This is a genomic window from Pseudoalteromonas sp. CO325X (assembly GCF_004208955.1).
Classification (GTDB): Bacteria; Pseudomonadota; Gammaproteobacteria; order Enterobacterales; family Alteromonadaceae; genus Pseudoalteromonas; species Pseudoalteromonas ruthenica.
The window spans coordinates 535,022-558,156 of the sequence record NZ_SGPG01000014.1 but is presented as its reverse complement, the minus strand read 5'-3'; the positions used below and the strand labels follow the sequence as shown (position 1 = coordinate 558,156).

At 47.1% G+C, this 23,135-nt stretch carries 26 protein-coding genes; 17 read left to right on the top strand and 9 right to left on the bottom strand.

Annotated features, from left to right (window positions below):
• The first annotated feature begins 66 nt into the window (after positions 1 to 66).
• A complete protein-coding gene (locus EXT46_RS07885) occupies positions 67 to 951 on the top strand; it encodes a LysR family transcriptional regulator (RefSeq protein ID WP_130146453.1) in 885 nt (294 codons plus the stop codon).
• Positions 944 to 1,246 (top strand): MGMT family protein, encoded by a 303-nt coding sequence (locus tag EXT46_RS07880; RefSeq protein WP_130146451.1) that lies wholly within the window; start codon positions 944 to 946, stop codon positions 1,244 to 1,246. The genes EXT46_RS07885 and EXT46_RS07880 overlap by 8 nt, the downstream gene beginning before the upstream one ends.
• A gap of 23 nt (positions 1,247 to 1,269) precedes the next feature.
• Here EXT46_RS07880 and EXT46_RS07875 read toward each other — a convergent pair whose 3' ends face one another.
• Positions 1,270 to 1,956 (bottom strand): hemolysin III family protein, encoded by a 687-nt coding sequence (locus EXT46_RS07875; RefSeq protein ID WP_346428462.1) that lies wholly within the window; start codon positions 1,954 to 1,956, stop codon positions 1,270 to 1,272.
• Between the two features lie 238 nt (positions 1,957 to 2,194).
• On the opposite strand from EXT46_RS07875, the gene EXT46_RS07870 reads away from it, so the two are divergent.
• From EXT46_RS07870 to EXT46_RS07800, 15 genes are all read left to right on the top strand, one after another.
• Complete coding sequence (locus tag EXT46_RS07870) at positions 2,195 to 2,446, top strand: hypothetical protein (protein ID WP_053909390.1); 252 nt, start codon at positions 2,195 to 2,197, stop codon at positions 2,444 to 2,446.
• A gap of 190 nt (positions 2,447 to 2,636) precedes the next feature.
• Positions 2,637 to 3,200: an LON peptidase substrate-binding domain-containing protein gene (locus tag EXT46_RS07865; protein WP_130146449.1), complete on the top strand. Its 564-nt coding sequence runs from the start codon at positions 2,637 to 2,639 to the stop codon at positions 3,198 to 3,200.
• A 150-nt stretch (positions 3,201 to 3,350) separates the two neighbouring features.
• The gene (locus EXT46_RS07860) at positions 3,351 to 3,914 is read left to right on the top strand and encodes a sigma-70 family RNA polymerase sigma factor (protein WP_240701104.1); all 564 of its coding nucleotides are present in this window, start codon (positions 3,351 to 3,353) and stop codon (positions 3,912 to 3,914) included.
• Positions 3,907 to 4,578, top strand: coding sequence for a ChrR family anti-sigma-E factor (locus tag EXT46_RS07855; RefSeq protein ID WP_130146445.1), 672 nt, complete (start codon positions 3,907 to 3,909; stop codon positions 4,576 to 4,578). Before EXT46_RS07860 ends, EXT46_RS07855 begins: the two co-directional genes overlap by 8 nt.
• Positions 4,578 to 5,528 (top strand): DUF523 and DUF1722 domain-containing protein, encoded by a 951-nt coding sequence (locus EXT46_RS07850; protein WP_045979960.1) that lies wholly within the window; start codon positions 4,578 to 4,580, stop codon positions 5,526 to 5,528. Before EXT46_RS07855 ends, EXT46_RS07850 begins: the two co-directional genes overlap by 1 nt.
• Positions 5,529 to 6,914 carry a deoxyribodipyrimidine photo-lyase gene (gene phrB, locus EXT46_RS07845; protein WP_130146443.1) on the top strand — a complete coding sequence of 462 codons (1,386 nt, stop codon included), beginning with the start codon at positions 5,529 to 5,531 and terminating at the stop codon, positions 6,912 to 6,914.
• Positions 6,907 to 7,332 carry a nuclear transport factor 2 family protein gene (locus EXT46_RS07840; protein WP_053909393.1) on the top strand — a complete coding sequence of 142 codons (426 nt, stop codon included), beginning with the start codon at positions 6,907 to 6,909 and terminating at the stop codon, positions 7,330 to 7,332. The genes phrB and EXT46_RS07840 overlap by 8 nt, the downstream gene beginning before the upstream one ends.
• Positions 7,333 to 7,335: 3 nt before the next feature.
• Entirely contained in the window at positions 7,336 to 8,052 is a 717-nt protein-coding gene (locus tag EXT46_RS07835) for an SDR family NAD(P)-dependent oxidoreductase (RefSeq protein ID WP_130146441.1), read from the top strand.
• A complete protein-coding gene (locus EXT46_RS07830) occupies positions 8,049 to 9,305 on the top strand; it encodes an FAD-dependent oxidoreductase (protein WP_130146439.1) in 1,257 nt (418 codons plus the stop codon). Before EXT46_RS07835 ends, EXT46_RS07830 begins: the two co-directional genes overlap by 4 nt.
• 40 nt (positions 9,306 to 9,345) lie before the next feature.
• Complete coding sequence (locus EXT46_RS07825; RefSeq protein ID WP_130146554.1) at positions 9,346 to 10,065, top strand: DUF1365 domain-containing protein; 720 nt, start codon at positions 9,346 to 9,348, stop codon at positions 10,063 to 10,065.
• On the top strand, positions 10,058 to 11,320 hold the full coding sequence (locus tag EXT46_RS07820) for a cyclopropane-fatty-acyl-phospholipid synthase family protein (protein ID WP_130146437.1): 1,263 nt from the start codon (positions 10,058 to 10,060) through the stop codon (positions 11,318 to 11,320). The genes EXT46_RS07825 and EXT46_RS07820 overlap by 8 nt, the downstream gene beginning before the upstream one ends.
• The gene (locus tag EXT46_RS07815) at positions 11,301 to 11,798 is read left to right on the top strand and encodes a DUF2878 domain-containing protein (protein ID WP_130146435.1); all 498 of its coding nucleotides are present in this window, start codon (positions 11,301 to 11,303) and stop codon (positions 11,796 to 11,798) included. The genes EXT46_RS07820 and EXT46_RS07815 overlap by 20 nt, the downstream gene beginning before the upstream one ends.
• A 19-nt stretch (positions 11,799 to 11,817) precedes the next feature.
• Positions 11,818 to 12,318 carry a chalcone isomerase family protein gene (locus EXT46_RS07810; RefSeq protein ID WP_240701103.1) on the top strand — a complete coding sequence of 167 codons (501 nt, stop codon included), beginning with the start codon at positions 11,818 to 11,820 and terminating at the stop codon, positions 12,316 to 12,318.
• Complete coding sequence (locus EXT46_RS07805; protein WP_130146433.1) at positions 12,315 to 12,842, top strand: DUF3833 domain-containing protein; 528 nt, start codon at positions 12,315 to 12,317, stop codon at positions 12,840 to 12,842. Before EXT46_RS07810 ends, EXT46_RS07805 begins: the two co-directional genes overlap by 4 nt.
• A 129-nt stretch (positions 12,843 to 12,971) precedes the next feature.
• A complete protein-coding gene (locus tag EXT46_RS07800) occupies positions 12,972 to 13,247 on the top strand; it encodes an HU family DNA-binding protein (RefSeq protein WP_053909399.1) in 276 nt (91 codons plus the stop codon).
• A gap of 101 nt (positions 13,248 to 13,348) precedes the next feature.
• Here EXT46_RS07800 and ilvN read toward each other — a convergent pair whose 3' ends face one another.
• From ilvN to EXT46_RS07760, 8 genes are all read right to left on the bottom strand, one after another.
• On the bottom strand, positions 13,349 to 13,846 hold the full coding sequence (ilvN, locus tag EXT46_RS07795; protein WP_053909400.1) for an acetolactate synthase small subunit: 498 nt from the start codon (positions 13,844 to 13,846) through the stop codon (positions 13,349 to 13,351).
• Complete coding sequence (locus EXT46_RS07790) at positions 13,846 to 15,570, bottom strand: acetolactate synthase 3 large subunit (protein WP_053909401.1); 1,725 nt, start codon at positions 15,568 to 15,570, stop codon at positions 13,846 to 13,848. Before EXT46_RS07790 ends, ilvN begins: the two co-directional genes overlap by 1 nt.
• Before the next feature lie 369 nt (positions 15,571 to 15,939).
• Positions 15,940 to 16,947, bottom strand: a complete 1,008-nt coding sequence (locus EXT46_RS07785) for an isocitrate dehydrogenase (RefSeq protein ID WP_022946820.1) — start codon at positions 16,945 to 16,947, stop codon at positions 15,940 to 15,942.
• A gap of 199 nt (positions 16,948 to 17,146) precedes the next feature.
• Positions 17,147 to 18,841 carry a hypothetical protein gene (locus EXT46_RS07780; protein WP_130146431.1) on the bottom strand — a complete coding sequence of 565 codons (1,695 nt, stop codon included), beginning with the start codon at positions 18,839 to 18,841 and terminating at the stop codon, positions 17,147 to 17,149.
• Complete coding sequence (locus EXT46_RS07775; RefSeq protein ID WP_022946822.1) at positions 18,816 to 19,208, bottom strand: DUF3192 domain-containing protein; 393 nt, start codon at positions 19,206 to 19,208, stop codon at positions 18,816 to 18,818. The genes EXT46_RS07780 and EXT46_RS07775 overlap by 26 nt, the downstream gene beginning before the upstream one ends.
• Positions 19,209 to 19,233: 25 nt before the next feature.
• Positions 19,234 to 20,070: a flap endonuclease Xni gene (gene xni / locus EXT46_RS07770; RefSeq protein WP_130146429.1), complete on the bottom strand. Its 837-nt coding sequence runs from the start codon at positions 20,068 to 20,070 to the stop codon at positions 19,234 to 19,236.
• On the bottom strand, positions 20,067 to 21,410 hold the full coding sequence (gene ppnN / locus EXT46_RS07765) for a nucleotide 5'-monophosphate nucleosidase PpnN (protein WP_130146427.1): 1,344 nt from the start codon (positions 21,408 to 21,410) through the stop codon (positions 20,067 to 20,069). Before ppnN ends, xni begins: the two co-directional genes overlap by 4 nt.
• Positions 21,411 to 21,527: 117 nt before the next feature.
• The gene (locus EXT46_RS07760; protein ID WP_130146425.1) at positions 21,528 to 23,069 is read right to left on the bottom strand and encodes a GGDEF domain-containing protein; all 1,542 of its coding nucleotides are present in this window, start codon (positions 23,067 to 23,069) and stop codon (positions 21,528 to 21,530) included.
• Between the last annotated feature and the right edge of the window lie 66 nt (positions 23,070 to 23,135).

Sequence of the window (23,135 nt, the reverse complement as noted above, 5' to 3'; positions counted from 1 at the left end):
TTAGCTTACTTTGCCGTAGACTAAAATAAAAATTATAAATTACTTATAACTTCATAAGGTAATGTTATGAAGCTGGAATGGCTAAAAGTACTTGATGTGTTATCTCAGTGTCGCTCGCTCAGTGAGGCGGCAAAGCGTTTACATAAAACTCAGCCGGCGCTGACGATGATGGTCAAGAAAATAGAGCAGAGCGTCGGTTTTGCTGTGGTCAATCGCGAAGGTTATCGGTTTTCACTCACTGAACAAGGTCAGGCGTTTTGTCGGCGTGCTCAATATGTGCTGCGCGATATGGACGAATTGAGTGAGTTCTCCAGCGAGCTCGCTAACGGTAATGAGCCAAAGTTTCGTATCAGTTACGAGCAAGTTTGTGTTGGCGAAGAGCTCAGTATTTTGCTGCGCGATTGCTATCATGCCTTTGCTCACACCGAGTTTGAGATTGACAGTGGTCGGCGATTCACCGCGCTAGAGCAAGTTAATAGCGGAAAAAGTGATTTAGGGATTGGCCCTTGGTTTGATATTTTTCACGCCACCGGCGACTTAGAAAGTTTGCCGCTTGGAGATATTGAAGTCGGTGTTGTGGCTTCACCGCAGCTTATTCTGCAAACTCAGATCAGTTACCGAGAACTCCAAAGTTACCCCTGTGTGGCGATGTTTGAAAGTGATCTGCATTTCGAAAGTGGGCGGATGCCGTTTTTAAATCAAGCGGCGATGATGAAGCTCGACGATATATTCGCGCTGCGCTCCATGTTGCTTGCGGGGGCGGGCTGGGCCTTAATGTGTCTCGATTTGTGTCAACAAGAAATAGCGACCGGGCAACTGCAAGTGATTCACCTTAGCGATAGGGAGCACGCGTTTCGCGCGCAGATTCGTGCGTTTCGTCGACATTCCCGTCATCACGGTCCCGTAGCTCGACATGTGTGGGCAAAATTGCAGGAAATAGCCCATGGATAAAGCCGCGATGATTTATCAAGTGGTCGCCGCCATTCCCAAAGGCAAGGTATGCAGTTATGGCGAAGTAGCCAAACGAGCTGGCTTACCTGGCTATGCCCGTTATGTGGGTCATACCCTTAAAAACCTACCCTCTGACTCTCGCTTGCCTTGGCATCGGGTGGTAAACAGCCAAGGCAAAATATCCTTTGCGCAAGGCAGTGAAGGGTTCACACGACAACAACAAGCACTGCTTGGCGAAGGCGTGCTTGTAATCGACGGGAAGATCAATATGCGCCGATTTGCTTGGCATATCTAACAGCGAGCTTGCGTTATTGGCAACTAAATAATGTATAGGTAAATGGCCAAAAAGTGGCAGGTACAGGCAACCAGCACGAATAGATGCCAGATGGCATGGCTGAGGTGGCGATGTTTGGCGCTGTAAAACAAGGTACCCACACTGAATAATACCCCACCCAATACCAACAACCACATCGCGCCACCGGGCAGTGCAAGATAAAGCGGATAGATAAACGCAAGTGCTATCCACCCCATCACTAAGTAGGTGGCCAAAGAAATTCTCGGTCGCGGGATTTTTGCGGTTAATTTGAATATCACGCCAAATAAAGCCAACCCCCAAATAGCAAACATGCCTATCCAGGCCCAGTATCCGCCTAGCGCAAGTAATAAAAAGGGCGTGTACGTACCGGCAATTAATAGGTAGATGGCACTGTGGTCAAGCTTTTTCAGGACGCGTTTGGCCTTGTCACTTACACTGGCGTGGTAAAGGGTTGAACTGACGAACATTAAAATGAGGCTGGCACCGTATACGCTGGTCGCTACCACAGCGGTTATGGATTCGCTGACGAGCACCATAGCGACCAAGGCCACAATAGCGAGTAAGGCACCAAGACCATGGCTTAACCAGTTTAACTTTTCTTCAAACGGGGAATAACCACTCACTTGCATCTGTTTTAACTCATTATTACTTGCTACGACGAACCAACTATAACCGTTCAGCGTACACATGTACACCCAAATAAAGGTGTTAATTCGGAACAAAAATTCGGTTGGTTTAATTCGCTAATTGCAGTGTGAAAAAAGCTAAAAAATAGTTTTTATTTTATGTGGCTAATTTTCCATTTTGCCTGTTGGAAAATAAAAGTTCATTTATTACATGCACTTAAAAAATTTATTGGTTCTGGCACAACCTTTGTAATAGATGATGCGACTAATTAAACAATACCTTAACAACAGGAACATCATCATGAAAACGTTAACCAAGGCAACAATTCTGACTTCCGCTTTATTTGTAAGTTCAATGGCAAATGCGAACTCTCTCACGCAAGAAATTGAACAGGCTGTTCGCTCTGCTGCAAACGAAGCGTATTCATCGCTCATCCAGTCACAGAAACAGGCACTACGTGATGCAACTCAGATGTTATTTTCCGAGCAGCGCCAAGCAGCTGATAAAGCGTCTGATAAAAAGAATGCGAAGGAGCAGGGTGATGACGCTTAATTTTGCCTTACTAGGGCTTATGCTGCTACCCGTAGCAAGTTTGTTTGGTACCTACCTAGGCATTAGTGTCTGCCGTAATTTCGGTTGGTGGGGAGAGTAGTTGTCCTCACCCTAACTATTTCACTGGCGAGTTGATCGGCATTAACAGACATGACGTAGTATACGCACTACTCACCGTCCTAGGATTTTTATGAAGTATGCCGTGTTCCCTCTGCCGCTGGTGTTGTTGCCGCAGGGCGTGACCAAGCTCAAAATTTTCGAGCAGCGATACATTCACATGGTAAAAGAGTGTCTGCGCGAACAACGCGGCTTTGTTATCACCCCATTAGCCAAGGAAAATGACGACCAGACAAGCGAATTTGGTTGCCTAGTTAAAATTATCGATTTTGACCAAGACCCGACAGGCCAGTTGTTGATCACTGTGCAAGGTGAAAGCCTGATGCGCATAGACAACATAACCTACCTCGATAACGGCTTACGCTATTGTACTCATCCCACTGAAATAGAGACTGCGACCGTGCCTGAGGTTGAACTAAGCGATTTGGCGCAGGCGTTAAAATGGGTGTTAGACAATAATCCAGAGCTCAAATGCCTATATGATTGCCCTAACTACGACGATGCTAAGTGGGTCGCTTATCGTTGGTTAGAGATATTACCTGTTGATTATAATCAAAAAAAGTTAATAATCCGTGATCACAACTTTGAACAACTGCTCGACTTCCTCCATACTGTAATTAATTTCAACGAGCGATGATCTATCGCGCCACTCCTTGCGTAAATCTCACAAATAAAAGCATTACTGAGGCAGCCAATGGGATTGCAAAGCGTGTTAGACAAGCCGTGTAACAAGTCTCCGCAGCAAAGTATTGCACCAAGCGGTGGCAATCAAAGCAAAGGAAGAAACATGGGCAGTGAAACTGAGCATTTGTCGGATGCGTTAGTGCGCGTCGCAGAGCATCGGGACAGAAGCGCATTCGCAACGCTGTTTTCTTATTTCGCACCAAAGATAAAACGCTTTGGCATTAAGCAATACAACAATGAGGCGTCGGCGATGGAGCTGGTGCAAGACACCATGACGTCAGTTTGGCGTAAAGCTCACCTTTACCACCCCAGCAAAGGCGCGGCGACGACTTGGGTTTATACCGTAATGCGTAATGCATCTTTCGATGCGTTGCGCAAGATGCGCAGCAACAAAGAAGATACCTTAAGTGAAGATATCTGGCCGTTGGTGCAGCATCATGAAGAAGAGCAAGACGTGTTTGGCGATCATTTGCAGAGCCAACTCTTGCAGCAGCATATAGACAAGCTTCCCATCGCCCAACAGGAGGTGGTTAAGGGAGTGTACTTTCAAGAAATGTCGCAAGAGCAACTTGCGAAGCAGTTAGGCGTACCAGTTGGAACCGTGAAGTCGCGGTTAAGATTGGCGCTCTCAAAGCTAAGAAATCACCTGGGAGCAGAGCATGATTAAATTTCACCCGAACACACAGTTGTTAGAACAACATGTGCTTGGCGCATTGCCAGCTTCGCTGAGCGTGGCAATTTCAGCTCACCTTGAGCTTTGCGACGACTGTTGTGACACTGTCGCAGCGTTAGAGCAGCGCATTGGTGAACAAACGTTTACAGACGACGCCGGTGAGGAGCTTGCCGGGTCACACGAACTGCTTGATGCGCAGATGAGCGCCATGCTCAGTGATATTACTGCAGATACAGACGTCGATGATTTTGCCATTCAAAGCGCAAAACGAATATCCGTCGGTGATAGAAACATTACTTTGCCACGTGCATTGAGCCATGTTGGCATGTCGAGGTTTGTTCAGGCCGGGAAGCTTGCGCGTTCGCGCCTGGAGCTTGATGAGGGCAGTATTCGCACCAGCTTATTGTACATTGCTCCAGGGGGGACGATTCCCGAGCACACGCACACAGGTTTTGAGTTGACGCTATTGCTTGATGGCACCTTCACCGACGAAGAAGGAGAATACCAACCGGGCGATTTTATATGGCTTGATCATAAGCACGACCATACTCCTTACACCGAACAGGGGTGTTTGTGCTTGGCAGTAGTCAATAGTGCACTACACTTCAATAAAGGCTTAAGTAAATTGCTGAACCCCATTGGCGAGCTTATATATTAATGGATAAATCGTTGAAAATAGGTATTAGTGCGTGTCTCACCGGTGAAAAAGTTCGCTTTGACTCAGGACATAAGCGCTCCAACTTTTGCATGGACGAGCTTGCAAAGCACGTCCAGTACGTGCCCTTTTGTCCAGAGGTGGCGATTGGTTTACCCATTCCTAGGCCGACCATTCGCCAGGTGCGCAAAGACGATGTGATAACGGTGTGTCGCCCTGATGGCAGTGGCGAGGTTGGCAATGACCTTAAAAACTACGGGCAGCAGGTGGCTCAGAATCAAGGCCAACATCTCGATGGCTTTATATTCTGTGCTAAAAGTCCTAGCTGTGGCATGGAACGAGTCAAAGTTTTTAATGAAGCTGGGACGGGCAATACTTCAGAGGGTGTAGGCTTTTTCAGCGCTGAAATAATGAAGGCTAATCCGCTGCTACCTTGTGAGGAAAATGGCCGACTCAATGACATGCACCTACGCGAAAACTTTGTTATGCGGGTTTATGTTTACCATAGCTGGCGCAAGCTGCGCGAGTCAGGATTAAGCGCTCATCGGCTGACTACTTTTCATTCTTTGCATAAATATCTATTAATGAGCCACAACTACCAAGCCTACCGTGATTTAGGGCGGTTGCTCGGCAGTATCGAAGGGGATGACATCGAAGCTATTGCCGATGAATATATCCTTGGTTTAATGAATGCGTTGAAAAAGCCTGCTTCGCGTAAGGCACACACCAATACTTTGATGCACTTGCAAGGGTATTTTAAACAGCACCTCGGTAAAGAGGAAAAGCAAGAATTACGTGCGGCAATCGAAGACTACCGCCAGGGGCTTGTGCCTTTATATGTGCCACTGACGTTATTGCGTCACCACCTTACGGTGCACCCAAATCCCTATTTAGCGCAACAAGTCTACTTTAATCCCCACCCAAACGATTTAAAGCTGAGGTATGGTATTTAAATGAGTTCATTGTTCTGGTTTCGGCGCGACATGCGCCTTTATGCAAACGAAGCTTTAATTGAAGCATTAAACAACGGCGCAAAAGACGCCGTTTTCTTTGTCTGCGAGAAACAGTGGCAACGGCACGACATGGCGCCCATTCAACGGGATCTCATGCTGCGACGTGTCGATTATTTGGGTCAGCGCTTGAGTGAGCATGGTATTCGCTTGCACGTATTGAATGTTGATGAATTTAGTGACGTACCCGCATCGTTGCAAGGGTTATGTAACAGCTTGAGTGTCAAGCATGTTTACGCCAACCGCGAATATGAAGTGAATGAACGCCAGCGTGACAGTCAATGTGCGCAATTAGCTCTTGAGTTTCATTGGTTTGATGGCGATGTAATTGCCCCGCCAGGCTCGGTGTGTACAAAAAGCGGCGACATGTTTCGCGTGTTTACCCCATTCAAGCGTCAATGGCTAAAGCAATATGAACAAAGCCACTTTTCATTGCCGTCATGGCCGTCGTTACATAACGCGATAAAGTGGCAGACGCCTCGTTGTTTGCAAAGTGACGGTGAATCGCAAAAATGGCCGGTTGACGATGATTCACTTAGCGCCATTGTTGAGCGCTTTATTGACGATAAGCTCACCACCTATGAACAGCAGCGAGACTTTCCAGCGATTAAAGGCACCTCCGGGTTGAGCCCATACTTGGCGTTAGGAGTGATCAGCGTTAAACAACTGCTCGTTAATGTACAGCAGCGCCACCCTGATATTTTGCAAAGCGCAAAAAGTAATCTCTTTAGTTGGGTTAACGAACTGATCTGGCGAGAGTTTTATCGCCATCTTATTGTTGCCTATCCGCGTTTATGCAAACACGCTAACTTTAACGCCAAGTACGACGCCGTGAAATGGCGGCAAAGCGATAAAGACTTTAACGCTTGGTGTGAAGGAAAAACGGGTTACCCTCTGGTGGATGCAGCAATGCGACAATTAGTGCAAACAGGATGGATGCACAATCGCCTACGTATGGTGGTGGCAAGCTTTCTGACCAAGCATTTACTGATCGATTGGCGCGCTGGTGAGCAGTTTTTTATGCGTCACCTGATTGATGGTGACTTGGCGTCAAACAACGGCGGGTGGCAATGGGCGGCAAGCACCGGCTGCGACGCGCAGCCTTACTTTCGTATTTTTAACCCAATAACGCAAAGTGAACGTTTTGATCCAGATGGCGAATTCATCCGTAAGTACCTACCAGAGTTAGAAAAAGTGCCTGCTAAGCAGATTCACTTTCCGCACCAATATCTAGCAGCAACTCAAAGCAACAAGTATTGGCCGGCGATAGTTGATCATAAAGCAGCACGCGAACGTGCCTTAGCACGATTTAAGGTGGACGATGAATAACGCGCTTGAGCAATTTGTGTCAGTTTATCAGCGTTTGGACAAGCATAACCTAGACTTGCTGCATGAAGTTTATGGCGAAGCCATTCATTTTCAAGACCCGCTTCATGAAGTAAAAGGGTTGCAGCAACTAAGGCGATATTTCGCCAACATGTATGCCAATGTTAATCACTGCACATTTGATATTAGCCAACAATTTGCCTTTGATAATCATGCATTCTTGTATTGGACCATGCGCTTTTCACACCCCAAGCTAAATGGTGGCAATGAGGTCTCCGTTGCAGGGCATAGCTTTTTGCAATTTGATCAAGGCAAAGTCATCCACCATCGCGATTACTTTGATGTAGGCGCTATGTTATACCGACATATCCCTTTACTTGGCAAAGTAATCAAGCTCGTTGACAACAAAGCAGGGAGTTAGGGTATGAAAGTATTAATCACAGGGGCAACATCGGGTATCGGTGAAGCCCTAGCTAAGCGCTATGCGCAGCAACATGATGTTATTGCGTGTGGGCGAGACGAACAAAAGCTTAAAGAGCTAGAAGACAGTCAAGGCCAAGGGCGTATTAAAGGGTTGTCCTTTGATGTCACCGAATTAGAGGCTATTAAATCAGCCACCACCAACATAGACGAGCTTGACTTGGTGGTGCTCAACGCCGGTAACTGCGAATACGTCGATGATGCGCGTCATTTTGACAGTGCATTATTCGAGCGCGTTATTACCATCAACCTACTGAGCCTTGGTTATTGCCTTGAGGCGCTGTTGCCGAAACTCAAATCCGGTGCCCACCTCGCCATTGTCTCCTCCAGTGTGACATATTTACCACTGACGCGGAGCGAGGCATATGGCGCATCGAAATCAGGCGCGACTTATTTGGCAAAATCCCTGGCTGTGGATCTCAAAGACATTGACGTGAGCGTTATCCACCCAGGTTTTGTGAAAACGCCATTGACAGATAACAATGATTTTCCTATGCCCATGGCCGTCAGTGCAGAGCAAGCCGCTGAGTACATGTATAAGGGGCTGCAAAAGCGCCGAAAAGAGATTCATTTTCCAAAAAGATTCACATTTATTTTAAAACTGCTGCGCGTGCTGCCTTGGCCGCTGTGGCGCAAAATTGCAAAAGGAATGGTGCGGTGAAAAAAATCGCAGTAATAGGTAGTGGTATCGCGGGCCTCAGTAGTGCCTATTTGTTGAGTAAAAAGTATCATGTTGATGTTTTCGAAAAGAACGATTATATCGGTGGGCACACCGCCACAGTGGATGTTGAAGTCGGGGGACGGCAATACAGCGTCGATACTGGTTTTATTGTTTTTAATGACCGCACCTATCCGCGTTTTGAAAAGTTGCTCGCTGAAATTGGTATAGGCCGCAAGCCTACGCAAATGAGCTTTAGCGTGCACAACGTGGACACAGGTTTTGAATACAATGGTCATACATTGACCACTTTGTTTGCCCAGCGTCGCAATTTATTGCGGCCGAAGTTCTGGCATTTGTTGTGGCAAATAGTACGCTTCAACCGGTTGTGTAAGGATCTTTATCACAGCGGCGAATATGAGCAAGGCGACACCTTAGGTCGCTTCCTTGATAGACATGGGTTTAACGATTTCTTTCGCAATCATTACATTTTGCCTATGGGGGCGGCGATATGGTCAACGTCTATCAAAAAGATGCAAGACTTTGGCATCGAGTTCTTCATTCGCTTCTTTTACAACCATGGCCTGTTAGATATTACCAATCGCCCGCAGTGGTATGTCATCCCTGGCGGTTCTCGCGAATACATCGGCCCGCTAACGAAACCCTTTAAAGACAATATCCATCTAAATGCGAATATAGAAAAGGTGTTTAGGCACCCAGATGGCGTGACGATTCATATGCAAGGCGGTGAGATTTATCACTATGACGCGGTGGTGTTTGCGTGCCACTCTGACCAGGCCCTTGCGTTGTTAGGCGATGCCACTGAAAGCGAGCAGCAAGTGCTAGGCGCGATGCCTTATACTGCCAATTCTGTTGTCCTACATACTGATACTAGTTTGTTACCTGAGCGTCGTGCAGCGTGGGCAAGCTGGAATTATCGCCTTGATAACAACACCGAGCAAGCCGCAGTTGTCACTTATCAAATGAATATTCTCCAAGGTTTGCACAGCAACCCACCGTTGTGTGTGACTCTCAATTGTGATGACGCTATTGATGATAGTAAGGTGCTGCGCCGTTTCACTTATCATCACCCTGTATTCAACAGCGACAGTATCGCTGCGCAACAACGCCGAGATGAGGTTAACCTCGCAGCTACTTACTATTGCGGCGCATACTGGTACAACGGTTTTCACGAAGATGGCGTGCGCAGTGCTGTGGATGTGGCCAAAGCGCTAGGGGTCGACTTTGAGCACTGAAACCGTGCAGGAACCGCTACTGACCCTAGGGTGCGCGATCATGCTTGGCGATGTGCGTCATCGGCGCTTCGAGCCCGTGTTCCATGGTTTTAATTATCCACTGTACATGATGTGGGTTGATACTCAGCACCCAGAGCAGCTTGATGGTATCCACCCTTTGGTTGGGACTCAGGGCTGGAAGGTGCTGCGGTTTAACCAAGGCGATTACTTGCGTGATGAGCAAGGCTCGCTGTTTGAACGCGCTGTGCATAAAGCACAGCAACTGGGCGTAGAGCAAGAGATAGCCCAAGTTTACATGTTGGTGCAGCTGCGCTGTTGCGGTATTTACTTTTCTCCGGCCAATTTTTACTTCTATCGTTATCGTGGTGACAGCGATTTCAGTGTCATGGTTGCCGAAGTGAGTAACACTCCTTGGAATGAGCGTCACTATTATTTAGTTGATTTACAAACTAAAGTGAACTTTAAAAAGCAGTTTCACGTATCGCCTTTTATGAATTTGGATATGCATTACCATTGGCGAGTGAAAGCCAAGAACCGGGCGATGTTTATTCATATTGAGAACAAACGCCAGCGGCAGAAATTATTTGATGCCACCATGCGATTGCAACATCAAGGGTTAGAGCGCCGTGCGTTCACTAAGGTGTTGCGGCGTTTTCCTATAATGACACTGAGTGTCATGCGCGGGATATACTGGCAAGCATTAAGGTTATTGTTAAAGCGTGTGCCGTTTTACGCTCACCCAGGAAAGAAAGATGGATAGAGTTACCCAAGTAGAAGCAAATAAATCAATCAGTTGGAAGTCTCAGATCGCTAAACGCTTTGTCTTGGCAGCAATGAGAACCTTAAAGCACGGCTTTGTAGAAATGCACTTCCGTGATCAGAGCTATCAGTTTGGCAATAACACCTCTTCGCTTAGAGCGCGTGTGGATATAAGCGATGCGCGTATGTTCGATGCGTTTGCCTTTGGCGGCAGTATTGGTGCGGCGGAGTCCTTTATAGACGGTCATTGGCAATGCGATAACTTGACTGCCTTGGTGGAGATTTTTGTTCTCAATCAAGACCAGCTCGATGAATTTGAAGGTCGCTTCGCCTTTTTTAGCGCGATCGCCTACCGACTCAAGCACTTGCGTAATCGTAACAGCACGCAAGGCTCGAAAAGGAACATTGTTGCTCACTATGACTTGGGCAATGAATTATACGAGTCGTTTTTAAGTGATGAAATGCTTTACTCCTGTGCCGTTTATCCTCAAGCAGATGCAACCCTTGAGCAAGCGCAGGCACATAAATTAAAGCTGATATGCGAACGTGTGCAGTTGGCCGATGGCGATCAGGTTGTCGAGATTGGCACAGGGTGGGGCGCTTTTGCTATCTATGCGGCTACCCACTACGATGTGCATGTAACGACTACAACCATCTCAGATCAACAACATGCCTATGTGCAGCAAAAAATCGCGCAACACGGTTTAGAAGATAAAATTACTCTGTTAAAGAAAGACTATCGACTACTTGAAGGACACTACGACAAGCTTGTCTCTATAGAAATGATTGAGGCGGTAGGCCATGAGTATCTCGGTGAGTTTTTCAGCAAATGCAACAGCCTTCTAAAGCCCAGTGGTGCCATGCTTATTCAGGCTATCACCATCAACGACCAGCGCTACAGTAAATACGTAAAGGAAACTGACTTTATTCAACAATACATCTTCCCTGGCGGGTGTTTGGTGTGTGTTGATGAAATGAGTAAGCATTTGCGTAAAAACACAGACCTGGTCATGCATGAATTACATGATATTGGCCTTCATTATGCTCGGACTTTAGCCGATTGGCGCACTCGCTTTGAGCAGGCGTGGCCGCAATTGCAAGGAGCTAAATTCAACAGCGCCTTCTACCGCCTTTGGTTGTATTACCTAGCTTATTGCGAAGGGGCATTTCGCCAGCGGGCAATTAGCACTGTGCACCTAAGCGCGCGTAAGCAAGGCTTCAACGGCGGTGGTGATCATGTGGCGCTTAGCTACTAATTTTATTTTGTTTCAAAGCTGCTGGTGGGCAGCTTTTTTTTGGCAAAACGATGCGTTGCCAATGATGGCGGCGCTGATTGTGTTGATGCTTGCGCTCTCTGAAAAGCGCAAGCGAGACATACTGTTACTTGCCAGTCTACCTGTAGCTTTGTTACTCGAAACGAGTGCTGCGCAATTCGCGCTACTGCAATTCGAAGGTCCTTGGATACCCTGGTGGCTCGTCTTATTATGGGTTTCTCTCCTGTTAACTATCAATCATTCATTGCGGTTCATTACGCGATTACCGCTGTGGCAATGCTTTGTCTTGTGCTGGGTATGTGCACCATTTAGCTACCTAGGTGCTGCTCGCTTCGACGTGCTGTCAACGCCCTTACCTTGGTGGCAATTCTACTTTGTGTATGGGCTGCTCTGGGCCAGTGCTTTTACCGTGATTATTGTGATCAATCGCTTTGCAGGACGCGTAGAAGATAATACCTAGTTATTACGGATGATTTTTCATGAAATACCTTCCTATCATTATGGCATTGACCCTGGGTGGTATGGCGCCATTACCGGCGTGGTCACAGGTATCCTTCAAGGCGGTTGGTGAAGGGGTTATGAGCTATATGTTCTGGGACCTATACCGCGCGAAGTTAGCAACGACCGATGGCGACTACCAAGCCGGAGAGCATCCAGTGCGATTGACCCTCACCTACCTCAGAGATATAGAAGCAAGCGACATTGTTAAAGCTACATTTGATCAGTGGCGACACCTTGATAAGGCGCAGTACGTCAGTGAATATGGCGATACGTTACAAGGCTTATGGCCGGATATCACAGAAGGGGATTCATTGGCTTTTGAGACCAATGAGCAGGGCGTGGGTACTTTTTATTATAACGGTGAAAAGTTACAAACCATCGAGCAACAGGCTTTTAGCGAAGCCTTTTTGGCAATATGGTTGTCGCCGGACACCAGCGAGCCAAAACTGCGTCAGAAATTAATAGGAGCAAGTGAATGAAGTCATTACGCGTTTATTTAGGTTTGTTTGTATTGGCGATGTTGACTGCCTGTTCGGCCTCCATCGAGGATTATAAAGGAACTGAACCGAAATTTGATTTTAAACAGTTTTTTTCTGGCGAGTTAGTTGCCTATGGCATAGTGCAAGATTACTCAGGTGAGGTCACACGGCGTTTTCGCGTTGATATGCAGGCCTCATGGCAGGGAAACAAAGGCGTTATTGACGAGCAATTCTATTATCAAGACGGCGAGCAGGACACGCGTGTATGGCGTATCGAGTTGGGTGAAAATGGCACCCTTACCGGGACCGCCAATGATGTGGTTGGCACCGCGCAAGGGGTGACCAGAGGCAGTGCATTCAATTGGAAGTACACTCTCGAAATTCCTTATGACGGTGATACTATGACGGTAGACCTAGACGATTGGATGTACCTTGTCACAGAATCGAGGTTGATCAACCGCACCGCAATTGATAAGTTGGGATTGGAGGTTGGCGAAATCACGTTGGTGATAGAAAAACGCTAAAACTCTGTGCCTAAGGGCTCTCCAGAGGAGAACTTTTTCAGAAAATGTGTGATTTGCGGTTGCCAAGTCAGTAAAAATGCATAATGATAGATTTGCTAAGGCAAAAAAATAACGAATAGGAATCAAACAATGAACAAAGCTCAATTAGTCGAAAAGATCGCCAGTGATGCAGAAATTTCAAAAGCAGCGGCGAGCCGTGCACTGGACGCGTTCACAGGTGCGGTGACTAACTCTTTGAAAGATGGTAACTCTGTCGCGCTAGTAGGCTTCGGTACTTTTTCAGTTAAAGAGCGTGCAGCTCGTACCGGCCGCAACCCTCAAACAGGCGCAGAAATCCAAATCGCTGCTGCGAATATCCCAAGCTTCAAAGCGGGTAAAGGTCTAAAAGACTCAGTAAACTCATAATCAGTTTACTAACAATTGTGAAAAAAGGGCGGTTTCGCCCTTTTTTACGTTTAAAGCTCCGCAATTCATAATTAGTCAATGAAATGCCAGCCGTGTCGTTGCTATCCTTTCAAGGCTTTATCGCCACGTCCTAAACCAATAGCTCCAGAACGCACCATTTCTATGACCTCAGTCTCATGACGCAAGGTATCCAAAAACGATTCTAGCTTCTCAGTACTTGCGGCGAGTTGTAATGAATAGCTGATGCGCCCCATATCCAAAATGGCGCCGCCAAATACATCAACAACTCGGGTTACTGCTGCGCGTGTGTTCTCATCTTGGGCTACAACCTTAACTAAGAGTAATTCACGCTCAATATGACTTTGTTCGGTCAGATCAATGACCTTGAGCACATCTACTAATTTGTTAACTTGTTTGAGGATTTGCTCAAGGATACGATCGCCGCCCTGTGTGGTAATAGTAATGCGCGATAACGATGCATCATCGGTGGTGCCCACCGCGAGACTATCGATGTTATAAGCTCGCTGGGAAAATAAGCCGACGATGCGCGAAAGTGAGCCAGGTTCATTTTCCAATAAGATTGATAATATTCTACGCATTATGCTTTCACTCCTTTTTTCAGCCACATATCATCAACTGCGCCTAGTTTGATTTGCATCGGGTAAACATGCTCTAGCTCATCAACACGCACATCTAAAAAGACCAATCTATCGCTGATACTGAGCATCTCTTCAATGGCGCTATCAAGCTCATCGGGATGATCAACGCGTATACCGACGTGACCATAGCTTTGCGCCAGTTTGACAAAATCAGGTAGGGACTCCATGTAAGACGACGAGTGACGGCCGCTGTACATCATATCTTGCCATTGACGCACCATGCCTAAGGAACGATTGTTCAGTGATACAACTTTGACCGCCAAGTTATACTGCAAACAAGTTGATAGCTCTTGTATATTCATCTGAATGGAGCCATCTCCAGTGATACATATAGACTCGCTATCACGATAAGCAAGCTTAACGCCCATCGCTGCAGGAAGACCAAACCCCATGGTTCCAAGGCCTCCGGAATTGATCCATTGGCGCGGCTTTTTAAAGGGGTAGTACTGGGCAGCAAACATTTGGTGCTGACCCACATCTGAACTGATGTAGGCATCGCCGTTAGTGGCTTTATAAAGCTTTTGAATAACAGTCTGTGGCTTGATTTTTTCACTGCCTGCACTGAAGCTAAGGCACTTTTGTTCACGCCAACGATTGATTTGCTGCCACCAATCCTCTTGGGCACTTCTATCAATGGCAATGTTCGATGTATTGATAGCGGTTAATAATTGTGTCAGGACAGTGTCTAAGCAGCCAACCACCGGAATATGAGCGCTGATAGTTTTAGAAATTGACGTTGGGTCAACATCAACATGGACTATGGTTGCGTCTGGGCAGAACTTATTCACGTTATTGGTAACCCGATCATCAAATCGAGCACCTAAAGCTAAAATAACATCGGCATTGGCCATGGCTTTGTTTGCTTCTAAAGTGCCATGCATGCCTAGCATACCAATAAAGTTCGGATGTTCACCGCTCAACCCACCCAGTCCCATTAACGTATTAGTACAAGGGGCGTTAAGCGTCTCTACCAGTTCGGTAAGCTTATCGCTGGTGTCGGAAAGAACGATCCCCCCCCCTGAATAAATGACCAATTTTTTAGCGTTAAGAACAGCATTGACCGCTTTTTTAATTTGTTTTGGGTGGCCTTTCTTGTTGGGATTATAGGTTCTTATCTGGATGTCACCTGGAAATTCAAATGGGAATTTCTGGGTTGGGTTAAGTACGTCCTTGGGGAGTTCAACAACAACCGGACCCGGGCGACCGCTACTGGCAATATAAAATGCTTTGGCAAGCATAGTGGGAATATCTTTTGCGCTACGGCAGTTGAAACTGTGTTTAACGATAGGCCGTGAGCAACCGACAATATCCGTTTCTTGAAAGGCATCGTCACCGATAAGGTTGCTGGGTACTTGTCCAGAGATCACCACCATGGGGATTGAGTCCATGTAGGCAGTAGCAATACCGGTTACGCAATTAGTCGCTCCGGGACCGGAAGTGGCCAAGACCACACCCACTTTTCCGGTCGCACGGGCGTATCCGTCAGCCATGTGCGTAGCCGCCTGCTCGTGACGCACAAGAATGTGCTCAAGGTCCTGCTGCTCAAAGAGCGCATCGTATAAATCTAATACCGACCCCCCTGGATAACCAAATATATATTGAACGCCTAGTTCTTTTAGCGCGGCGACGACTAACTCTCCACCGTTAAACTGTTGCTCATTCATCCTCATTCCTTAAAAAAAAACCCCCGCTTAAGGGCGGGGGTTTGTTAGCGTTATATGCTCGCTCACGTAGGCCCCGCAGTCTTGGTTAAGACCACCACGAGAATCACAACGAGAACGACAACATTAAACATGGGTAAACACTTTTATACTCAACAATGGTTTCTATTGTTAAGCTTTTGAAAGCACACTGTCAACCCCGAATAACACTAAATTTGAATAAAAAATACGTAATGAGAGTTTAAATTAACCTGTTTAGAATAAAGTTGCCCTAGTGATAAAGTTAAACGCAAAAAAAAGACCGGTATCGAACCGGTCTTAGTCAGGTTATTCAATCATCATGACCACCTGTATGCAGTGTTTTTTTCCTGCTTACAGACGCTCAATAACGGCAGCGGTAAAGTCTGTGGTGCCGTGCTCGCCACCCAAGTCGCGAGTGGTGCGGTCGCCACTTTTAATGACATCAGCAACTGCTGCACGAATTCGCTCTGCTTTATCACCCATGTCTAAGTATTCAAGCATTTGAATGGCTGCAAGAATAACCGATGTTGGGTTTGCCAGGTTTTTGCCTGCAATATCTGGAGCACTGCCGTGAACAGCTTCAAAAATAGCCGCGTCTTCGCCAATATTAGCGCCTGGGGCCATACCTAGACCACCTACTAAACCAGCACATAAGTCCGAAAGGATGTCACCGAACAGGTTAGTGGTTACGATAACGTCAAATTCCTCAGGATTCATGACCAGTTTCATACACGTTGCATCAACGATCATTTCCGCTGATTCAATATCAGGGTAACGCTCACCCACTTCACGAGCCACTTTTAAGAACAGCCCTGAGGTTGATTTTAAGATGTTTGCTTTGTGTACAGCTGTGACTTTTTTACGGCCTTCACGACGTGCTAACTCGTAAGCAAAGGTGACGATTTTCTCAGCGCCATCGCGAGTAATTTTAGACATCGCTTCGGCTTCGTTACCGTCCTCTGAAACCACCTGGCCTAAACCAGAGTACATACCCTGGGTATTTTCACGAATGGTGATAATGTCGATGTCGTCATAGCGCGCCTTGGTGCCAGCAAAGGACTTTACTGGGCGAACATTAGCGTATAGGCCAAACTGTTTACGAAGTGTGACGTTAATTGAAGTAAAACCTTCGCCTACAGGTGTAGTTAATGGACCCTTTAGCGTGATTTTATTACGGGAAATGGCTTCGAGCGTTTCTGGTGGTAAAAGTTCACCAGTTTTTTCAAGCGCGGCCAGACCAGCATCAATGTATTCGTAATCAAACTCACAACCGACGGCATCAAGAATTTCAATTGCCGCGTCGATAATGCTTGGACCGATGCCATCGCCTTTGATGACGCTAATGGTTTGCTTAGCCATGTAACCTATTCCTTAAAACTGATAGATGTGTCCACCAACGACGCCAACGCTGCTGCCAAGAACAGTAAAATGAACGTTTAGGGTGGATAAATTTACGTGAGAATTCAGGGCGTTTTATAGCAGCAAAGGCGTTATTTTTCCAGTATATGGCTTTTAAATATACCTTATACCGACTATAAATATGGTGAATTAAGCTCAGTTAGATGCCATTGTGTGGTGCGCAAGATAAGGCACGATCGACCAGCCGCTCGATTTTGGTGCTGGGCCCTTGCCAATCGACCATAGTTTGCTTAACCAACTGCTGTTGCCAAGCACTTGCCGTCGCCGGCCCGGAGAAGGTGTAAAACAAGATGATTTTTAACGTACAGCATAGCCGCGCATTGCTGTTCAACTGGTCAAATGGTTGTTGTTCACTGTTTAATAACGCATTGACCCACTCATTGCTGCCAATATGACGGGTCAAATAATGGCGCAACGCTTCGTTATCATAGTGTTGTACTCCAAGGAGCGTCGCCAACGGGCGCGCTATGTCTTGTTGCATGGGTGTTTTCAACGGGTTTAACGCAATAGTACGAGACAACCGCTGTGGGCACTCAAAAATAAAGAAATTGAAGTAACATAGCAATAAGGCTGATAGTCGCTCATGCTGGAGGTCTTTTGTTTGCCTTGCGATATCTTCAACGATGCGAATGGCACTGTGTACTCGAGCTTGTAGAAACTGTGCCATTGGGTGACACAGTTGCAGCATCTTTTCTTCCAACATCACTCGGGCAATAAAATCCCCAACGCTGTAAAGCCCTACCATGGAAAGCGCGTGCCGCAAAGAGCTGGCCTTTTGTGCACCGCGATTATATTGGCTCGCTTGCATCATGATTTGCGCAACGAGCGTGTCGTCTTGTGCGATGACTTTCTCAATATCGCTATAACCATGGGCACCACGAATTTGTGCGACGATGGCATCATGATCGCGCTGCGCCTGAGGGTCGGGGCTAGCGCGTTGCACAGGGACACTGGCGCGGGCACTCACTGACGACCAATTGCGGTAACGCACCGGTTGGCGGTATTGCCAGTGAGGGTTGGCGAGCAGTCGAAAACGAGACTTAGTCGCCTGCGCATCGGTGAAAATATACTGACCATCAGGGTGGCAGCCCATGTATAAATAGTCATTCTCTTCAAAGCGCTGTCGCGAACCAAGAAGTTGTGGAGAATAGAAGTTAACCAACGTATCGCAGTCTTGCTGTATGGCAACATTATGAGTGGCTTTATACAACTGCGCGCAGGCATTAAAGAGGTGTAACGGCCGTGCTGCTGTCATTTGCTCTGCTAAAATGCTGGCGCAGGCCACAATACGCGTATAACCATCATATAAAGGTGCGCGTTGATGGCTGATAATTTCGCGGCGATAGCGTTTTAGCTTGGCGATGATCTGCGTTAGCGCAGGTTGCTCTTCGCCACTGAGCGACAGCATCTTCAGGCTCAGTAATGCGCTTTGGCTAAACCTTTGGCGCTCTGCACTGCTTAGGGCCTCGCCATTATGACGCTTATTGAGCAGCGATAGTACTGATATGTCAGCGCTGAGCGCCGCCATCATCATTACTTGCGTATCACTGCGGTGATAATTATGAGCGCGGCACAACCCGGCTACGATGGCGACGCGTTTTAGACGTAGGCTCTGTGCATAAGCAAGGTTTTGTATGTGGGTCGATAGCAGCCATTGAAACAAACCGTTTTGCTTATGGGCTAACACACTTAAACGCTCGCTGAGACCGAGCAGGGCAGGGTATAAGCTAGGCCATTGCGAGCGCGACAGTGCGGCTTTGTCAAAGCGTACTACATAGTCAATAACGCGGTCGAACTGCTCGACGTATTTAGGATTGTAAGTCGACTTTGTCATAGGCAAGCTCGGCTTGCTGCCCCCATACTAAAAGCTTTTTATTTTTAAACAGCAGCCCGGTGCATTCATCTTTGGTGGTGATGCCATCGGCCTTTTTGTGCTGAGTGCGATAAAAGACTATTTGATAAATATCATCGCCTCGGCGTTTTACAAAGGTTAGATCCGGTGTACCTAAGGTATCAAGGACCTCTTCAATGGGCATTGAATCGGCAGAGTCGAGGCTCGCGATAAACCGTTTGTTATAGGCTTCTCTGTCCTGCCATACCATGGAGCCAGGGTCATCCTTGTAAAAGGTCATCACGAGTGTCGCTATCAGGGCATACACACCGATACCTAACACCACATAACGTAATACTTTTTTTAACATTGTGATACTGCGTCCACCAGCCAATTTAACTCAGTATACCGGGCTTGGCGCTGCTTTGCGAAGTCGAGTGCGGTGGAAGAACAATTTGCTGCGCCCCGTTGTGCACTCGAAACTGCTTTAGGCTTACGCCAAGATCAATATCACAGCGCAGCGATACCAAATGTAAAGCGCGCACGTACTGTGGCAAATTATTGGTTAATTGTCGCTGAATTTTATTTTCAGGTGCTTGCGCTAGGGCGTGTTGAACGCTGTCGTACTGGGTGAGTAATGCCTTTGCTGATTTTATACCTATGCCATTTACACCCGGGATATCATTGGTTTTGTCGCCGACCAAGGCGAAATACTGGGTCAGTTGCGCCACGCTAACACCGTATTTGTCCTGTACCTGCTGAGCATCGCGAAAAGATTTGCCAAAGTAGTCATATACTTTGATTTGCTCACTTAACAGTGGCAAGTAGCCTTTGTCGGTGGACACAATAATACATTGCATGCTCTGCGGCGCTTTACTGGCCAGGGTCGCTAATACGTCGTCCGCTTCTTCGTTATCTACACTCAATGAGCTTATTTGGGCGGCGTGAAACGCCTGCGCAAAACGGTCTAAATTGGTTTTTAGGCGCTCTGGCATCGGCTTGCGCGATATCTTGTAATCAGGGTAGTAAGCATGACGCCAGCTGCTTTGTCCATCGAAGGCCGCAACCGCATAATGGGGCTGATATTGGTGCATTAGCTTATTAATGGCGTTGCTGGTTCGCTGCAGCGCTGCGTCAATGGCGGCGTCGCTATCAGTACCATGTTGAGACTCGCACACCGCATAAATGCGCCGAATCAAGTTCAGCGCATCAATAAGTAAAAAGTGCATCATGTCTTAATGGTATAACAAGGGATGTAGGTGCTGCCAGGCAACTTCATGCGCCCTTGGGCCACAAAGGCACTTAATAAGGTATCCATCTTACGCATTAACTCAGGATCGCCAGATAGTTCAAACACCCCATGCTGTTTGATGGCGCGGATCCCTTCATCTTTAACATTGCCAGCAACAATCCCCGAGAAAGCACGGCGTAAGTTGGCGGCAAGTTGTTGCTTAGGCTGCTCTAAATGCAAGTTCAAAGACGCCATATTATCGTGGGTTGGGGCAAACGGTGCCTGGAATTCAGGCTCAATACGCAGCGTCCAATTAAAGTAGTAGGCATCACCTTGTTGGCGACGATAGTCGCGCACATCTTGCATTTGCGCTTTTAATTTACTGGCGACTAATGCTGGGTCGTCAATGATCACCTCAAATTTGTCCAGTGCTTGCTCGCCTAAGGTGTCGCGTACAAAGCTGACTATTTCATCGAAATAGTCTTTACTTTGTGCGGGCCCGGTAAGTATCACTGGCAGTTGTTGCTTTTGATTCTCCGGGTGCAACAAGATGCCAAGTAAATATAACAGCTCTTCTGCAGTGCCTGCGCCACCTGGGAAAATGATAATGCCATGGGCAACGCGAACGAAGGCTTCCAAGCGTTTTTCAATGTCCGGTAGAATGACCAACTCGTTAACAATCGGGTTGGGAGGCTCTGCAGCGATAATGCTGGGTTCGGTGAGGCCGAGATAACGCGGGTTGTCAACGCGTTGCTTGGCATGGCCTATCGTTGCGCCTTTCATTGGCCCTTTCATGGCACCAGGACCGCACCCCGTACATATGTTCAGGCCACGCAGACCGAGTTGATAGCCCACTTCTTTGGTGTATTTATACTCGATTTCATTAATAGAATGGCCACCCCAACACACTATCATGTTCGGATCGGTGTTCACTGGCATGGCATCGGCATTGCGAAGCATGTCGAAGACCATGTGGGTTATCGCTTTTGGATCGGGTTCTACCATCGCTTGGTGTTTTTGACAAATGAATAAGATATCGCGAATGACTGAAAAAATATGCTCATGGATACCACGAATGATATCGCCATCGACAAAAGCGGTTTCAGGGGGATTAGTCAGCTCTATTTTTATGCCTCGCTCGCGGGCGACTAAACGAATATCGAAGTCCTGAAAGCGATCGTAAATCTCGGCGCTGGAATCGGTATGACTGCCCACGTTAAGGACCGCGAGCGCGCAATTGCGAAAGAGTCGATAACGGTCAGTGGTCGATTGCGCGAGTAAATCCACTTCTAACTGTGAAAGAAGGTTTAATACGCCAGTAGGATTAAGCTGTACTTGCATTGCTGCTCCTTAATTTAATGCATGTGGCGAGTGCTAAAAATAGCTAGCACTTAAAAATAGATGGTCAGCTTGAGTTGTTTTTGACACAGTCACAGCAATAACGCAATGCCTTGGAGGTTAACTGGACAAAATTAACCGGTCTCTCCCTGCATTCTTCGCCTCATAAAGCGCTTTATCAGCGCGGTCGAAAGCACTGAGTGCAGTGTCGTCGGCGTTAATTTGGGTGACCCCAATAGACACCGTAATTTGCACCTGCTCGTTTTTGAACTTAAAAGGAATACTACGAATAGTGTGGCGCAGCTTCTCTAGCGGACGAACAACGTTATCGATAGACACGTTTGGCATCAGCATTACGAACTCTTCGCCGCCAAAGCGAGCAATAAAGTCAGTGCTGCGAATCGATTTTTTCATCGCCGTGGCCAATACCTGTAGGGTTTTATCACCGGCGCTGTGGCCATAATTATCATTAATGGACTTGAAGTGGTCGACATCAATGACCACCAAGCACAACGGGGTCTGATGGCGTTTAAAGTGTTTCAGCTCAAGATCCATGCGCTCATCAAAGGCAATACGATTTGGCAATTTGGTCAGCCCATCTTGCAACGACACCAGACGTTGGCGCTCAAGCTTGGTTTCATATTGTGCAACTTGCTGCTCCAAAGCCTCGACTTGAGATTGCATACTGTGCAACGCTTGGCTTAGGGTGTCCCGTTGCTGCGCCTCTAATTTCTCTTTACTCAGTAATTGCTCGGTCAGGGCAGAGAGCTTAGATTCAACAGTTTCTTTAAGCGTTTGAATATCGGTCGCTTGCGCGGTTTGCTCACTTAAGTGATTGATGTTTTCATCAATTTGGCGATATACAGCACTGATTTTGCTATCTAATTGCTTGGAGCGGTCGCTGGTTTTAGCAATGGCTTGCTGCAATTCCGACAGGTTGTGATTTAACGCGGCAAGAAAGTGCTGAGCAGACTGGCGCTCTTTACTCAGGCTCAAGACGATGACGCGCATAATTTCAACGCTGGCATTGAGTAAGTTATCGATTGTACTGGCAGCATTAATTTGTGATTTTAATTGCCGTAGATGCTCAGCCAATTCCCCTTCTAAGGAGATCTCACTACTCAGCGCGTTAAGCTCATCAATTAAGGGCTGTAGTTGAGTATTATCGCTTGTGTCATCATCCCCTTGCTGACTACGACTGGCCATTACTTGGTCGTATATGGTGACTAATCGCTCTAGTATCGGCAAAAAGTCGACAGCGGTTTGTGCGTCGACCAGCTCAGTATTAAGTAGATGGCGCAGGGTGCGTCTTAGCTCGGCGGGAATACCTTTACGCTTTTGCAAATTCACGCCGGCCGCCTGCACACCCTGATGCAAGGCACGAAAACGCGCTTCCAGATTGGCTTCATGGCGAGACAGTAAGTCAGTGAGCTCGTCTATCACAGGGAGCAGGTCTTGATAGTTGGCGCCTTTGTGTAACAACTTTCTAAATGCGGCAAGACGGTTATCTAGCTCGATATCCATGCCTTTACACACCAAGGATAACTTGGCAATAAATTGCGCGAGGGTACGAACTTGCTCTTGGCGGGTGTTCTCGATTGTTTGCCGTTGGGAGACGGCGGAATTAAGCTTTTTTCTTAAGGCGTCGAGCTGCTCAGACACACCCGTTTTCCTTCTGTCTTACTATAGATTTTAGTGTACAACAATTTTCTTCGCTTTTCTGAACTA

Bases quoted from the DNA above. Each gene is read 5' to 3' on its own strand.
- EXT46_RS07865 (WP_130146449.1), top strand. From the start codon at position 2,637: ATGAAGTATGCCGTGTTCCCTCTGCCGCTGGTGTTGTTGCCGCAGGGC.
- EXT46_RS07825 (WP_130146554.1), top strand. From the start codon at position 9,346: ATGCTTGGCGATGTGCGTCATCGGCGCTTCGAGCCCGTGTTCCATGGT.
- EXT46_RS07860 (WP_240701104.1), top strand. From the start codon at position 3,351: ATGGGCAGTGAAACTGAGCATTTGTCGGATGCGTTAGTGCGCGTCGCA.
- EXT46_RS07885 (WP_130146453.1), top strand. From the start codon at position 67: ATGAAGCTGGAATGGCTAAAAGTACTTGATGTGTTATCTCAGTGTCGC.
- EXT46_RS07835 (WP_130146441.1), top strand. From the start codon at position 7,336: ATGAAAGTATTAATCACAGGGGCAACATCGGGTATCGGTGAAGCCCTA.
- EXT46_RS07880 (WP_130146451.1), top strand. From the start codon at position 944: ATGGATAAAGCCGCGATGATTTATCAAGTGGTCGCCGCCATTCCCAAA.
- EXT46_RS07850 (WP_045979960.1), top strand. From the start codon at position 4,578: ATGGATAAATCGTTGAAAATAGGTATTAGTGCGTGTCTCACCGGTGAA.
- EXT46_RS07810 (WP_240701103.1), top strand. From the start codon at position 11,818: ATGAAATACCTTCCTATCATTATGGCATTGACCCTGGGTGGTATGGCG.
- EXT46_RS07820 (WP_130146437.1), top strand. From the start codon at position 10,058: ATGGATAGAGTTACCCAAGTAGAAGCAAATAAATCAATCAGTTGGAAG.
- ilvN (WP_053909400.1), bottom strand. From the start codon at position 13,846: ATGCGTAGAATATTATCAATCTTATTGGAAAATGAACCTGGCTCACTT.
- EXT46_RS07790 (WP_053909401.1), bottom strand. From the start codon at position 15,570: ATGAATGAGCAACAGTTTAACGGTGGAGAGTTAGTCGTCGCCGCGCTA.
- xni (WP_130146429.1), bottom strand. From the start codon at position 20,070: ATGATGCACTTTTTACTTATTGATGCGCTGAACTTGATTCGGCGCATT.
- EXT46_RS07855 (WP_130146445.1), top strand. From the start codon at position 3,907: ATGATTAAATTTCACCCGAACACACAGTTGTTAGAACAACATGTGCTT.
- EXT46_RS07780 (WP_130146431.1), bottom strand. From the start codon at position 18,841: ATGACAAAGTCGACTTACAATCCTAAATACGTCGAGCAGTTCGACCGC.
- ppnN (WP_130146427.1), bottom strand. From the start codon at position 21,410: ATGCAAGTACAGCTTAATCCTACTGGCGTATTAAACCTTCTTTCACAG.
- EXT46_RS07870 (WP_053909390.1), top strand. From the start codon at position 2,195: ATGAAAACGTTAACCAAGGCAACAATTCTGACTTCCGCTTTATTTGTA.
- EXT46_RS07875 (WP_346428462.1), bottom strand. From the start codon at position 1,956: ATGTGTACGCTGAACGGTTATAGTTGGTTCGTCGTAGCAAGTAATAAT.
- EXT46_RS07800 (WP_053909399.1), top strand. From the start codon at position 12,972: ATGAACAAAGCTCAATTAGTCGAAAAGATCGCCAGTGATGCAGAAATT.
- phrB (WP_130146443.1), top strand. From the start codon at position 5,529: ATGAGTTCATTGTTCTGGTTTCGGCGCGACATGCGCCTTTATGCAAAC.
- EXT46_RS07785 (WP_022946820.1), bottom strand. From the start codon at position 16,947: ATGGCTAAGCAAACCATTAGCGTCATCAAAGGCGATGGCATCGGTCCA.
- EXT46_RS07805 (WP_130146433.1), top strand. From the start codon at position 12,315: ATGAAGTCATTACGCGTTTATTTAGGTTTGTTTGTATTGGCGATGTTG.
- EXT46_RS07815 (WP_130146435.1), top strand. From the start codon at position 11,301: ATGTGGCGCTTAGCTACTAATTTTATTTTGTTTCAAAGCTGCTGGTGG.
- EXT46_RS07840 (WP_053909393.1), top strand. From the start codon at position 6,907: ATGAATAACGCGCTTGAGCAATTTGTGTCAGTTTATCAGCGTTTGGAC.
- EXT46_RS07775 (WP_022946822.1), bottom strand. From the start codon at position 19,208: ATGTTAAAAAAAGTATTACGTTATGTGGTGTTAGGTATCGGTGTGTAT.